The sequence below is a fragment of the Noviherbaspirillum sp. Root189 genome, assembly GCF_001428545.1.
In the GTDB taxonomy this organism is placed as follows: Bacteria; Pseudomonadota; Gammaproteobacteria; order Burkholderiales; family Burkholderiaceae_D; genus Noviherbaspirillum.
Map to the genome: position 1 here is coordinate 80,262 of NZ_LMHZ01000009.1, position 14,274 is coordinate 94,535.

Consider the following 14,274-nt stretch of genomic DNA (forward strand, 5'->3'; position numbering starts at 1 on the left):
TCAATGGCAACTCTCGCGTTGACGCTCAAGGAGCAGCTCAAGAGCGAACGCCAGGCGGCTATCGTCGCCTTCCAGGCTGAAGGCAAGCCGGAAAAGCTGCTGGTGCGCCTGCGCCAGAATGTGGATGCTGCGCTGATCCATGCGTGTCAGACGATCGGCTTACCAACGAGTGCAGCCCTGGTTGCCGTCGGCGGCTATGGCCGCGGCGAGCTGTTTCCGCATTCGGATGTGGATGTGCTGATTTTGCTGGAGTCTCCGGCGGATGAGGCGCTGCGTTCGAAGCTGGAAGAACTGGTCCAGCTGTTCTGGGATATCGGACTGGAGATCGGTCACAGTATCCGCACAGTCGACGAATGCCTGTCCGAGTCCGCCGCCGACATCACGGTACAGACAAGCTTGCTCGAAGCACGCCTGATCACCGGCAACCGCAAGCTGTTCCAATTCTTGCGCGAGCGTTGCAATGCCGCCATCAATCCACAGGCGTTCTTTCAGGCGAAGACCCTGGAAATGCGGCAACGGCACGTCAAATACGAAGACACGCCATATAGCCTTGAGCCGAATTGCAAGGAAAGCCCCGGCGGGCTACGCGATCTGCAGGTCATCCTTTGGGTCGCCAAGGCGGCGGGACTGGGCGACTCCTGGCGCAAGCTTGCCGAGCGCGGCCTGATCACTGCGACCGAAGCGCGCCAGCTGATGCAAAAGGAGCGCGCCTTCAAGGATATCCGTATCCGCCTGCATATCTACACCGGCCGTCGCGAAGACCGCCTGGTATTCGATGTACAGACACCGATTGCGGAAACTTTCGGCTTCCACACCACCGAAACCCGTCGGGCCAGCGAATACCTGATGCAGCATTATTACTGGGCAGCGAAAGCGGTCACCCAGCTCAATACCATCCTGCTGCAAAACATCGAGGCACAGCTCTTTCCGCAGCCCGGTTCGCCGCTGCCCATTAACGAGCGCTTCAATGAAGTCAACGGCCTGATCGATATCGCGAAGGACGATACCTTCGAAGTCACGCCGTCAGCGATGCTGGAAGTATTCCTGTTGCTGGCGCAGCATTCCGAACTGCAGGGAATGACCGCCCGCACCTTGCGTGCACTGTGGCACGCCCGCGTCCGGATCGACAGCAGCTTCCGCCGTGATCCCGCGAACCGTGCGCTGTTTCTCAAGATTATTCAAGCGCCCAAGGGCATCACTCACGCCTTGCGCGGAATGAACCAGACCAGCATCCTGGGCCGCTATCTGCCGAACTTCCGCCGCATCATCGGGCAGATGCAGCATGACTTGTTTCATGTCTACACCGTAGATCAGCACATCCTGATGGTGGTGCGCAACGTGCGCCGCTTCACCATGTCCGAGCACGCCCACGAATACCCGTTCTGCAGCCAGTTGATGGCGAACTTTGCGCAGCCGTGGCTGCTGTATATCGCTGCGCTGTTCCATGATATCGCGAAGGGGCGTGGCGGCGATCATTCCCGGCTTGGCATGGCCGATGCGCGCCGCTTCTGCCGGGACCACGGCTTAACGAAGGAAGATACCAATCTGGTGGTGTTTCTGGTTGAGCATCATCTTTCCATGTCGCAGGTCGCGCAGAAGCAGGATCTCTCGGATCCCGACGTGATCCGCGGGTTTGCCAACCTGGTGAAGGACGAGCGCCATCTGACCGCGCTGTATCTCCTGACGGTGGCCGATATTCGCGGCACCAGCCCGAAAGTCTGGAATGCCTGGAAGGGCAAGCTGCTGGAAGACCTGTATCGCATGACCCTGCGCGTGCTCGGCGGCGAAGATCCGTCCGCGGATCATGAACTGAAGAACCGACAGGAAGCTGCACTCAAGACACTGCGGCTCTATGGCCTGCCGGAGAATGCGCACCAGAAGTTGTGGCAGCAGCTCGATGTGGCGTATTTCCTGCGGCATGACGCGGCCGACATCGCCTGGCAGACCCGCTCGTTGTATAACAAGACGGATAGTCCCACACCGGTCGTCAAGTGCCGCCTCGCGCCGATCGGCGAAGGCGTGCAGGTCGCCGTGTACGTGAAAGACCAGCCAGATCTGTTCGCACGGATCTGCAGCTATTTCGACCGCAAGAACTTCAGCATTCTGGATGCGAAGATTCACACCACGCGCCATGGCTATGCACTCGATACTTTCCTGGTTACCGAACCGGCATTCGCCAACAGCTATCGCGACATCATCAGCCTGGTTGAGCACGAATTGACCCGTTTGCTGGAGACGCGCGAAGCATTGCCGCCGCCCACCGTGGGACGTCTGTCCCGCCTGTCCCGCACGTTCCCGATTACACCTACCGTCGATTTGCGTCCCGACGAGCGTGGCCAGTATTACCTGCTCTCCGTGTCAGCCAATGACCGCAACGGCTTGCTGTACTCGATTGCGAATGTGCTGGCCAGATACCGTGTCAATCTGCACACGGCCAAGATCATGACGCTCGGCGAGCGCGTGGAAGACGTCTTCCTTGTCGACGGCCCCACACTCAACAATGCCCGCAGCCAGATACAGCTTGAAAGCGATCTGCTGGACGCCTTGCGGGTCTGATTCCTTTTTCTATTGTGATTTTCCGATGACTGAACCTGTACGCCTTTCCAAACGCATGTCTGAACTTGGCCTGTGCTCCCGGCGCGAAGCCGATGAGTGGATTGCACGCGGCTGGGTCCGTGTCGATGGCAAGATCATCTCCGAACTCGGCAGCAAGGTGCTGCCCAACCAGCGCATCACCGTAGAGCGCCAGGCCAGTGCCGAACAGGCGCGTCGCGTGACGGTGCTAATCAACAAGCCGATGGGTTTCGTCAGTGGGCAGGCGGAAGATGGCTATAAACCGGCGGTGACCCTGGTGAATGCCGAGTCGCGCTGGAAGGAAGACAAGGCGCCCATACAGTTCCATCCGAGCCAGCTGCGCAGCCTGGTGCCCGCGGGGCGTCTGGATATTGACTCGGTAGGTTTGCTGGTACTGACGCAGGATGGACGCATTGCCAAACAACTGATTGGCGAAGACACGTCGATCGAGAAAGAATACCTGGTGCGTGTGCAATATTCCAAGCCCGGTCGTCTGCCCGAATCCGATCTCAAGCTACTCAACCATGGGTTGTCTCTCGATGGCAAGAAGCTGCTACCGGCCAAGGTCCGGTGGCAAAACGAAGACCAGCTAAGTTTTATCCTGCGCGAAGGCAAAAAGCGTCAAATCCGCCGGATGTGCGAGGCGGTAGGCCTGCGGGTCATCGGGCTCAAGCGTGTACGCATCGGGCGCGTTACGCTCGGCGATCTGCCGACCGGACAATGGCGCTACCTTCGCGCGGACGAAAAGTTTTAGAGCGGCGTTATTGCTTCCAGCCGCTGTCCTTATTATCCGCCACGATTTCCGCATCCCTTGCGAACATATTCTCAAGCTCCTCGCGAGCTTGCGCAGCCATGGAAATCATTTGTTCCTGATCCTTGTAGTACGGATAAACAGCCTGTAATGTCTTCAGGTTGTGGGCGCGGAATTTCATTGCTGCCTGGCGCGCCTGGTAGGCGCCGAATCCCAGTTGCTGCAAAGTGCGCCGGCCAAGCTGCAACGCTGCCTCGAAGGTTTCGCGCTCGATCACGGTGACGCCCCTGTCCATCAGGTCATAGTAATGCGTGACGTTTCTTGCGCGGGCCAGGATGGGCACATGCGGAAACTCTTCTCTGACCGCATCAACCAGCGCGAGACTGTCTTCCACGTTGTCGATCGCCACGATGAGCGCTCTCGCCTTCTCGCATCCTGCGGCACGCAATAAATCGACGCGTGTCGCATCACCGTAATACACCTTCAATCCGTAACGGCGCAGCAAGTCAATCTGGTCCGGGTCATGATCGAGCACCGTGATGCCGATATGGTTTGCACGTAGCAGGCGTCCGACGATTTGCCCGAACCGTCCGAAGCCGGCAATGATGACAGGCTGCGCCTCACCATCGATTTCATCGTCGGGGCGTTCGTTGGCGGATTCAAAGCGTGGAGCGATGAATTTGTCGTGCAACACCAGAAGCAACGGCGTTGCCACCATCGACAACGCGACCACCACCATCAGCATCGATGCGGTTTCATCGGAGAACACGTTGGCGGTTGCCGCGGCGCCAAAAATCACAAACGCAAACTCACCGCCCTGTGACAGAACGATGGCAAAGAAGGGCTGCTGCCCCGGCAATATGCCAAAGCGCTTGCTCAGTCCATACAGAACGGCCGATTTGATGGCGAGAAATCCGGCGACCAATGCAAGCACCGTTCCGGGATGGCGCAGAAGGACGCCGAAATCGATAGACATGCCGACTGCAATAAAGAACAGGCCAAGCAGCAGTCCCTTGAATGGCTCAAGGTCAGTCTCCAGCGCATGCCGGTATTCCGAATCGGCCAGCAGCACGCCGGCCAGAAAACTGCCCAGCGCCATCGACAAGCCAACCGATTGCATGAGCAGGCCAATGGCAATGACGAGAAGCAAGGCTAATGCCGTAAACACTTCGCGGATGTCAGCCTTCGCAATCAGCCTGAACAAGGGGCCCATCAGGAAACGCCCAACCAGCACCAGGCCGCCTAGTACGGCGGCAACTTTGAGTGCGGTCATCCAGCCATTTCCTTCGCCGGCAGCGGCGCCGCCCAACATGGGGACGATGGCGATCATGGGAATCGCTGCGATATCCTGGAACAGCAGAATCGAGAACGATGCCGAACCGGCCCCGGTCGGCATCAGATTGCGTTCGTCCAGGGTCGCCAGGGCGATCGCCGTCGATGACAGCGACAGTCCCAGTCCGGCAATTAGGGCGGTTTTCCAATCCGCGCCGATCGCATAGCCGGCGGCGAAGAGCCCCAGGGTCACCAGCGCAACCTGCGCCCCGCCCCAACCGAATATCGAGTGTCTAAGCGACCACAAGCGACGGGGTTCGAGTTCCAGACCGATCAGGAACAGCAAGAGCACGACGCCGAATTCGGAAAAGTGCAGGATATCTTCGACACCACTGATCAGGCCTAAGCCCCACGGCCCAATTGCCACCCCGGCCATCAGGTAACCGAGGACCGCGCCCAGTCCGAAACGCTTGGCGATAGGAACGGCAACAACGGCCGCCGCCAGGTAAATCAGAGCATTGAACAGGAGGCTATGCGTCATTCGGATTTCCTGGCTGCAGTTGAGGCTCGATGGGGTCGCGGTCGGCGGGCGTCTCGATTCGCATTGACCATGCGGGGTAAGTCGAAAGTCGTTCGCGGTAGGTATTGAATTGCGATGCCATCTCTTCTTCGCTGGCGCGTCGCGTGCCATGCACGATAAGCGGTGGCAGCCAGCGCATGCCGCACAGGTGGGCCGTCTGTTCGTAAGGCGGAAGGAAAGCATCGAAGGTGTGGCGATGATAGCCGTCCGGCTGGTACGCCGAAGCAGCTCCGCCAGTCGTGGCAACCAGCATCAGATCCTTGCCGCGCAAGGCATGCCCGTCATGGCCATAGGCCCAGCCGTGTTCGAACACGACGTCTATCCATTCCTTCAGCAGCGAAGGCATGCTGTACCACTGTACCGGGTGCTGCAGGACGATCAGATCGCTCGCTTCAAGCGCCTGTTGCTCATGCGGAATGTCGATATGGAAATCCGGATACATTTCATACAGGTCATGCACCCGGACGTTGGGAAGGTCCTGCACGTGCTCGCGCAGTCGCCGGTTCACCCGGGATGTGCCGTGGGAAGGATGGGCATAGAGGATCAGGATGCGCGGCGGCGATGTCATTTTTATGTGTTTTACGGGACCGATGGATGGCGGCCAGAGTGCATGCTATGCCCTCAAGACCCTGATATTGCCAGACATGGTAACAAAACTAGGCGCCACTGCTTTCCGGATGCTTGAACGCCGAAATCCGGATCAATCGTCGTCGCTGGCTTTCATATCGGGAAAGAGGACATCCATAAAACCGAATTTGGAAAAATCCTTGATGCGCATGGGATACAGCGTGCCGATCAGGTGATCGCATTCATGCTGCACCACGCGTGCATGAAAGCCTTCGGCTTCACGGCTGATCCGGTTGCCATGCGCATCGAAACCTTCGTAATGCACTCGGGCCCAGCGTGGCACCATGCCACGCAATCCGGGAACCGACAGGCAGCCTTCCCAGTTTTCTTCCATGTCCGGGGACAAGGGCGTGATCACGGGATTGATGAGGACGGTCTCGGGTACCGGAGCCGCGTCTGGGTAGCGCACGTTCTTCTTGAAGCCGAAAATCACCACCTGCAGGTTGATTCCGATCTGCGGTGCGGCAAGTCCTGCGCCATCGGCGGCGTGCATCGTTTCGAACATATCCTCGATCAGGCCAAGCAATTGGGGCGTGCCGAATTCAGTAACCGGTTCAGCATGCCGCAGAAGGCGTGGGTCGCCCATTTTCAGGATGTCATATACGGCCATATCAGTCTCCGGATCTTTCGGTGCTCATCAAGGTTATACAACTCTTTTTCGTTTTACACGCTTTTCAAGAAGTGCCAGAGCATCCAGCTCACGCTGATCCGCCGCTTAAACACCGAGTCACCGCTCCCCTTGTTGCTGCTCCTCTTGTTGCAGCTCCACTTCTGGTAGCTGCCTATCCAGCAAGCCAAGCAACCCGGGCTCGTCCAGAATCATGACGCCCAATTCCTGTGCCTTGACGAGCTTGCTCCCCGCCTCTTCGCCCGCGACCACATAACTGGTCTTCTTGGACACCGAGCCCGCAACCTTGCCGCCCGCCGCCTCAATTCGCGCAGCGGCTTCATCGCGCGTCATGTTGGGCAATGTGCCGGTCAGTACAAAGGTCTTGCCGGCGAACGGCTTGGGTACCGCTGCCGCCGGTTCGGATTCGGGCCAATGGATTCCGGCGGCACGCAGCTGTTCAATCAATTCAATATTGAGCGGATCCGACAGAAAGCTGACGATGGAACGCGCCACGACGGGCCCAATGTCGGCGACCTCGATCAATTGTTCTTCGGAAGCACGCAGGAAGGCATCAAGATTGCCGAAATGACGCGCCAGTTCCTTGGCGGTTGCTTCGCCCACATGGCGAATGCCGAGGCCGTAAATGAAGCGGGCCAGCGTCGTCGACTTGGATTTCTCAAGTGCTTTCAGGACGTTTTGGGCCGACTTGTCCGCCATGCGGTCAAGTTCTGCAAGAGCGGTCAGGCCGAGCTTGTACAGGTCGGCAGCGGTGGTGATGATGTTTTTGTCGACCAGCTGTTCAATCAGTTGCTCGCCGAAGCCCTCAATGTCCAGGGCGCGACGCGACACGAAGTGCAGCAAACCGCCCTTGCGTTGTGCCGGGCACTTGATCCAGCCGCCGGAACAGCGCGCGACCGCTTCTTCTTCGGGACGCACGATGGGCGAACCGCACACCGGGCAAGTCGCCGGCATCACAAAACGCCGCACATTATCCGGACGGAGTTCCGGAACGTAAGCAACCACTTCGGGAATCACATCGCCGGCACGACGCACGATGACGGTGTCGCCGATCTGGATATCCTTGCGGTTAACCTCGTCCTCATTATGCAGGGTGGCATTGGTGACGGTGACGCCGCCAACGAAGACGGGCGCAAGACGCGCAACCGGGGTAATCGCACCGGTACGGCCCACCTGCACGCCGATATCCTGCACGACCGTCATGGCTTCTTCGGCGGGAAATTTATGGGCGATGGCAAAACGTGGGGCGCGCGATACGAAACCAAGCCGCTGCTGATGATCGAGCCGGTCTACCTTGTACACGACGCCGTCGATATCGTACGCAAGTCCGCGACGCTTTTCCGCGATTGAATGGAAAAAGTCCAGCAAACCCTTTGCGCCTTTGACCACTGCACGCTCGCGGCACACCGGCAGTCCCATCGCTGCATACCAGTCGAGCAGTGCGGAATGCGAGCCCGGCATCCCGGCCCCTTCCAGCACGCCGATGCCGTAAGCAAAGAAGCGTAGCGTGCGCTGCGCAGTGATGCGCGAGTCGAGCTGTCGCAGACTGCCGGCAGCCGCGTTACGCGGATTGGCAAATTCTTTCTGCCCGGCTTCACGCTGCCTTTCGTTGAGGCGCGCGAAGTCGGCCTTGAACATCAGCACTTCTCCGCGCACATCCAGCACAGCCGGCGGCGTATCGGTATTGAGGCGCAGCGGCACAGCACGGACGGTGCGGATATTGGCGGTGACGTTTTCACCGGTCGTGCCGTCACCTCGGGTTGCCGCCTGGACCAGGTAACCGTTTTCATAACGCAGGCTGATTGCCAGCCCGTCGAACTTCAGTTCGGTCGAGTAGGTAATGTCCTCGGTCGTGTTGAGGCCTTCGCGCACGCGACGGTCGAAGGAGACGATATCTTCCTCGCCAAACGCATTGTTCAGCGACAGCATTGGCAACGCATGCCTAACCTGCTCGAATTGCGGTAATGGCTTGCCGCCGACGCGCTGCGTTGGAGAATCCGATGTCACCAGGTCAGGATGGTCCTGCTCCAGCTCGACCAGTTCGCGGAACATCTTGTCGTATTCCGCATCTGGAATCGTCGGATTATCCAGCACATAATAAGCATGGCTGTGACGGTTGAGTTCAGCCTTTAGCCAGGCAGCACGTTCCTGCCAGTGATTCACTTCGGGCTTGTGCACGCCTCCCGCTTGCGAATCAGGAAAAAAATCATTTTGCATGTCAGCTGAACAAACGCGTGGCCCGAACCGAACCGGCTGGAATATTCGACTCTTCCATATGGGTGTAGAAGGCGGCGACCTGCTCGGCAATTTCGGCGAGGGCGGCATCGGTCAGCGGCTGGTTGCCATCATCGACCACCACGCCGTCGAGACGGGCGGCGAGCATGCGCGCGCAAGCGATCATGGCCCCGAATCCGTCGTGCGAAGGAGTGACGCGGGGAACATCCAGCAACAGCGTCAGGCGAGTCGTCGTTTCTGCTGCCAGGCTGACATTGGTAGACAACGAGAACAGCACGCCGCCGTCGCCGTCGGGCATCACCAGACGGCCATCCGGACGTAAGTCAAATCCTTGACGTTCCAGCGCAGCCAGCAGGGTATTAATTGCCCACGGTGCGCCCTTGGCCTGGATATTGACGCTCAGCTGGGCATCGTATTCGGCGACAAACTGATGTAGGGAACGGGCGCTTGCCATGACCGCGCCCATGTCGGGCACATCCAGTTCGGCCTCGATGTCGTCCGCGATCTGTCGAAGACGCGTAATCAGTTCCGAATATTCAATTTCATTAAGTGCGCTGCTGCGGTTAGCGAGCTGGACACCGGCAAATAAGCCGTAATACAGGGCGCCATGGGCCACGGTTTCCCAGTTGCCATCTTCACGCTGCCCAATGAAATGCACGGGCTTGTTGCCGACATGACGCAAAGTTTGCAGCTTGGGAAGGATTTTTTCGCCGCGCACCGGACCGCCGAGCTCGAGGGCGATCGCGCAATCAATCAGTTCATCGACCGGCAATTCTTTTTGTGGCTGGCGTACCGGGGCTTCCACTGGCGCTTCCGCAGGTGCGGACGCACTATCTACAGCCGCAGAAGCAGCAATCGCCGGTTCTGTCGCAGGCGATGGTGCAGTTACGTTGTCCGGTGCCAGCGTGGGCTCGTGACGTGTCTCGGGGCCGCTGTCGGTTGCTGCGCCCGGATTCATCAGCACATCGTCGTGCTCGGACGCAAAGGCGCGTTGCACCGTCTTCTTGGCTTTGTATTCCTGCCATTTATTATAGCTGATAACGCCTACGACTATCGTGCCACCGATTGCCATCAGGCTTGCTTGGAGGTCGGTCATGCGCAATGGCCCTTGTTATGGTTGACGCATTTACGGCATTGCCGCGGATCAGCGGGAATGCCAGGTTGCGAGATGGTTTCGGTCATTTCGAAGAACAAAAAGTAGTTGGCCTCTGCGGCACATTGCCTGCGAGCAAAATTTATTTCATACCCCATGCAGACTGCCGATTTGCCTAGCAAACAGGAACTGAGGGTAGTGTCCGCTCATAAAGTTGTCAAGGCAGGTAGTTTGCTGTCGAAATGTTCGTAAAGCATCATTTTTGGTGCTTGCAGGAAAAAATGTACGTGAGGCATTGATCATTGCCGAATGGATGGGTTCACTCCGTTGACCCTCGTCAATACCCGGCAGGGGCGCGAAATAAAGAATAACAATTATTCCGGCGCGACATATTCGGGGGCTTGAAGCGGTCATAACGCAGTGTCGCACCATCTGGCGTACCAAAGAAACGAAGCATACCAAGATCCTTTCGATTAGGGAGAACCGCATGAACGTTGATCATGGAGCAAGCACGATGTCACGACCGTTTCGTAGCGCGTCGGGACGGACTGAAAACGGGACAACCAGCATTCGAGGAGCAACGATGAATACACAGACGATCAAATCGAAACTTGAGCTTTCCGGCGCAAAAGACTTCAAACTGCAAGATCTGGCCATGATGTCGCTGAGCCCCATCCTGCGTTCGCTTCAGCACTGGTGGCTGCAACGCGCGGAGCGTCACTACCTGATCTGCGCCGACGTCGAGCAGCAGCGCGCCAAGGAAGCGCAAATGAACGTCGCCTACTACCAGAAGCGCGCCGCCCTGGCACGTTCGGCGCGTAACTGATGGGCATCGTTGCCTGAAGGAGGCCCTCCTTCAGGCTGCCAGGCTGGTCTTCGGATATCCCGGCCTTGACCATCTTCAGGCTCATTCCCGTCCGACGCCCCATTCATATGCTTGTTAGGCTGCCTCCGCCTCGCTGGCAAAGCTCGCAGCCGACTCCATGTCCACCGCCACGATTCGCGATACACCCTGCTCCTGCATGGTGACGCCGATCAGTTGCTGCGCCATTTCCATTGCAATCTTGTTATGCGAAATGAACAGGAACTGCGTCTGCAAGGACATGCGCTTGACCATATTACAGAAACGTTCGGTGTTCGCGTCGTCCAGTGGCGCATCGACCTCGTCCAGCAGGCAGAACGGCGCCGGATTCAGCTGGAACATCGAGAACACCAGCGCAGTCGCCGTCAATGCCTTTTCACCACCGGACAGCAGGTGAATCGTCGCGTTTTTCTTGCCGGGCGGCTGTGCCATGACTTGCACGCCGGAGTCAAGAATCTCTTCGCCGGTCATGATCAGTTTGGCCTGACCGCCGCCGAACAGGATCGGGAACAACTCGCCGAAGTGCTTGTTGACCTTGTCAAAGGTGTCCTGCAGCAAGTCGCGGGTTTCACGGTCGATCTTGTTGATCGCGTCTTCCAGCGTATTGATTGCTTCAGTCAGGTCGGCGTGCTGAGCGTCGAGGAAATTCTTTCGCTCTGAAGCCTGCGCAAGCTCGTCCAGCGCGGCCAGGTTGACTGCGCCCAGCGCGGCGATGGCGTTGGTCAGACGGGTAACCTCGCCCTGCAGATAAGAGGGGCGCATATCGGCGTTCAGCTTTTCCGCCAACGCAGCTTCGTCGGCCTGCGCCTCGGCGAGCTGCTGCGCATATTGTTCCTGGTTCAGGCGTGCTGCCTGTTCCTTCAGCTGCAGTTCCATGATGCGGTCGCGCTGCGGTTGCAGGCTGCGTTCGGCCTGCATGCGCGCTTCTTCCGAATGCCGCAGTTTCTGGGTCAGCTGGTCGAGTTCATGACGGGCATCGGCCAGCGCACGCTCCTGGTCGGATCGCTTGTCCAGCAGCGATTGCAGACCGGCCTGCGCGGCCTGGTCGTCCAGGCTTTCCAGTTCCAGGCTGCCCTGCTGCATGCTGGCAAACAGCTGCGCTGACTGTTCCAGCGCGGTCGAAATGCCGCGCTTGAGTTCTTCGATCTTGTTGCGGTGTGCCTTTTCGGCGAACTCGGCTTCCTGTGCCGCACGCTCCAGCTCGCGTAGCCGCTGGCGCGCGTCATTGAGCTGCTGTTCCTTGGCGAGGTAGGCAGTCTGGCCATCTTCATGGTTTTCCTGCAGCTCTGCCAGCTCAATGTCGAGTTGTTCAAACTTGGCTTCCGATTCCGCCTTGGCCTGTTGCTGCTCAGCTTCCTGTGCGGCGATTTCTGCCAGATCGGTTTCGATCTGCGTGCTGCGCTGGTTGAAGCGCTCCTGCACTTCGGACAGCTTCATGACGTCGATCTGCAGGCCATGAACCGCCTGCGTCAGCGTGGTGACGCGCTGGCGCAGTTCCTGCAGTCGCTGTGTCGCCTGCGAAACGGCGGCATCGGCGCGAACCGCACGCGACTTCGCTTCGTCGGCCAGCATCTGCTGGGCACGCAGCTGCTTGGTGATGTTTTCAATTTCATGCTGACGCGCCAGCATGCCATCCTGCTCGGAATCCGATGCGTAGAAACGCACGCTGGTCTTGCCGATGACATGGCCCTGACGCGTAACAAAATAGCCACCGACCGGGAGCTTGGCACGATCAACAAAGGCGGCATTGAAATCGTCCGCAGCAAATACATTACTCAGCCAGTCCTGCATCAAGGCGCGCAGGCCCGGATCATTCAGCTGAAGCAGGTTGATGAAAGGCTTGAGGCCGGCAGGTGCTTCGCCGACTGCTGGCTGAGCGGTTTCATTCGGGGTAAACAAGGCCAGCTTGGCCGGCGGCGCATCATTGAAGAATGCCTTGGCCCAATCCAGGTTGGACACTTCGAGCGCCGATGTGCGTTCACGCAGCACCGATTCCAGCGCGGTTTCCCAACCCTGGTCGATATGCAGCTTTTGCCACAAGCGCGGCAGGTCACCAAGTTCATGCTTTTTCAGCCATGGCTGAACCTTGCCTTGCGTCTGCACGCTTTCCTGCAGCTGCTTCAGCGCGCTCAGGCGTGCTTCGAGCTGGGCATTGTTGGCGGTTTCGGTGTTGACCTGCTGCTGGGCGACACGACGTTCTTCTTCGAGTCTGGGCTGCTGTTCCTGCGCGGCTTCCAGATGTTCACGCGCTTCTTCCAGCGACGCCTGCTTTTCTTCCAGCTGCATCCTGAGGTTGCTCAGGTGGGCGGTGTCCGGTAGCGACATGCCGTTCTTTTCCTGCGACAGGCGCTCACGGCGTGTGGCGAGGTTGGCAAGGATGTTGGAAGCATTGCGCTGGTGTGTCGATTCCAGCTCGATCTGCTGCTGGATCTGCATGATCTTGCCGCGCGACTCCGTGGTCTTGAGTTGAAGCTCGCGCCAGGACTGTTCGAGTGCGGGGATCACGTCGTTCTGGCTGTGCGCCGCCTGCTGGGCCTGTTCAACACGCATGCCGTGTTCTTCCAGGTGCATCTCGGCCTCTTCCAGCTCTTCCTGCTGCTGCTGGCTCTGGCGCTGCCACTGGTCACGCTGGGCGGTCAGCGAATTCAACTGGGTTTGCAGGCGGTTGCGCGATTCGATCACGAATTTAATCTGCGCTTCCAGACTGCCGATTTCAGCGTTGGTCTGGTACAGGTTGCCTTGCGCGGTATGCATGCGGTCACCGGCGCCGTAGTGCGCCTGCCGCATGTGTTCGAGTTCGGTCTCGACGTGCCGCAGTTTGGCCGTCTGCTCTTCCAGATCGGTCTGGGCTTTCTCGATGTCGCGGAAAAACTTTTCCTGTTCGGACTTTGCCTCGTTCTTGCGCAACAGCCAGAGAAGCTTTTGCTTCTCGTCCTGGTCGGCTTGCAATTCGCGGAACCTTTGGGCGACTGCCGCCTGTGACTCAAGTTTTTCGAGGTTGGTGTTCAGTTCGCGCAGGATGTCTTCGACACGAGTCAGGTTTTCGCGTGTGTCCTGCAGGCGGTTTTCGGTTTCACGACGGCGTTCCTTGTACTTCGACACGCCGGCCGCTTCCTCAAGAAAGATGCGCAGGTCTTCGGGGCGCGCTTCAATGATCCGCGAAATCATGCCCTGGCCGATGATCGCGTACGCGCGCGGTCCAAGGCCGGTGCCGAGGAAGATATCCTGGATGTCGCGGCGGCGCACTGCCTGGTTATTGATGTAATAGGTCGAGGTGCCGTCGCGGGTCAGTGTGCGCTTGACGGCGATTTCCGCATACTGACTCCATTGCCCGGCAGCACGGCCGTCGCTGTTGTCGAATACGAGTTCCACGGATGCGCGACCGGCCGGCTTGCGGTTGGTCGATCCGTTGAAAATGACGTCCTGCATCGATTCGCCACGCAGTTCGGAGGCCTTGGACTCGCCCAACACCCAGCGTACCGCGTCCATAATATTGGACTTGCCGCAACCGTTCGGGCCGACGACACCGACCAACTGACCGGGAACCTGGAAGTTGGTGGGATCCACGAAGGACTTGAATCCTGATAATTTAAGAGAAGTTAGGCGCACGTTGTCGACTGTTCCAGACGAGTTAAACTAGAACGGAGTTAGC

General features: G+C 58.6%; 9 protein-coding genes. 3 read left to right on the forward strand and 6 right to left on the reverse strand.

Annotated features, from left to right (window positions below):
- Positions 1-3: 3 nt before the first annotated feature.
- Together ASE07_RS06735 and ASE07_RS06740 are read left to right on the forward strand one after the other, a co-directional pair.
- Positions 4-2,556, forward strand: a complete 2,553-nt coding sequence (locus ASE07_RS06735) for a [protein-PII] uridylyltransferase (RefSeq protein ID WP_057290046.1) — start codon at positions 4-6, stop codon at positions 2,554-2,556.
- Between the two features lie 25 nt (positions 2,557-2,581).
- On the forward strand, positions 2,582-3,328 hold the full coding sequence (locus ASE07_RS06740) for a pseudouridine synthase (protein ID WP_057290047.1): 747 nt from the start codon (positions 2,582-2,584) through the stop codon (positions 3,326-3,328).
- Between the two features lie 7 nt (positions 3,329-3,335).
- On the opposite strand, the gene kefC is transcribed toward ASE07_RS06740, so the two are convergent.
- The 5 genes from kefC to ASE07_RS06765 all read right to left on the reverse strand — a co-directional run bounded on the left by kefC (position 3,336) and on the right by ASE07_RS06765 (position 9,763).
- Complete coding sequence (gene kefC, locus ASE07_RS06745) at positions 3,336-5,138, reverse strand: glutathione-regulated potassium-efflux system protein KefC (RefSeq protein ID WP_057290048.1); 1,803 nt, start codon at positions 5,136-5,138, stop codon at positions 3,336-3,338.
- Positions 5,128-5,745 (reverse strand): glutathione-regulated potassium-efflux system oxidoreductase KefF, encoded by a 618-nt coding sequence (kefF, locus tag ASE07_RS06750; RefSeq protein WP_057290049.1) that lies wholly within the window; start codon positions 5,743-5,745, stop codon positions 5,128-5,130. Before kefF ends, kefC begins: the two co-directional genes overlap by 11 nt.
- Positions 5,746-5,877: 132 nt before the next feature.
- Positions 5,878-6,414 carry a peptide deformylase gene (def, locus tag ASE07_RS06755; protein WP_057290050.1) on the reverse strand — a complete coding sequence of 179 codons (537 nt, stop codon included), beginning with the start codon at positions 6,412-6,414 and terminating at the stop codon, positions 5,878-5,880.
- Positions 6,415-6,531: 117 nt separating this feature from the next.
- The gene (gene ligA / locus ASE07_RS06760; protein ID WP_082583990.1) at positions 6,532-8,649 is read right to left on the reverse strand and encodes an NAD-dependent DNA ligase LigA; all 2,118 of its coding nucleotides are present in this window, start codon (positions 8,647-8,649) and stop codon (positions 6,532-6,534) included.
- 1 nt (position 8,650) lies between these two features.
- Entirely contained in the window at positions 8,651-9,763 is a 1,113-nt protein-coding gene (locus ASE07_RS06765; protein WP_057290051.1) for a cell division protein ZipA C-terminal FtsZ-binding domain-containing protein, read from the reverse strand.
- A 580-nt stretch (positions 9,764-10,343) separates the two neighbouring features.
- Here ASE07_RS06765 and ASE07_RS06770 point away from each other — a divergent pair.
- Entirely contained in the window at positions 10,344-10,586 is a 243-nt protein-coding gene (locus ASE07_RS06770) for a hypothetical protein (protein WP_057290052.1), read from the forward strand.
- Between the two features lie 114 nt (positions 10,587-10,700).
- On the opposite strand, the gene smc is transcribed toward ASE07_RS06770, so the two are convergent.
- Positions 10,701-14,231 carry a chromosome segregation protein SMC gene (smc, locus tag ASE07_RS06775; protein ID WP_082583991.1) on the reverse strand — a complete coding sequence of 1,177 codons (3,531 nt, stop codon included), beginning with the start codon at positions 14,229-14,231 and terminating at the stop codon, positions 10,701-10,703.
- Positions 14,232-14,274: the final 43 nt, after the last annotated feature.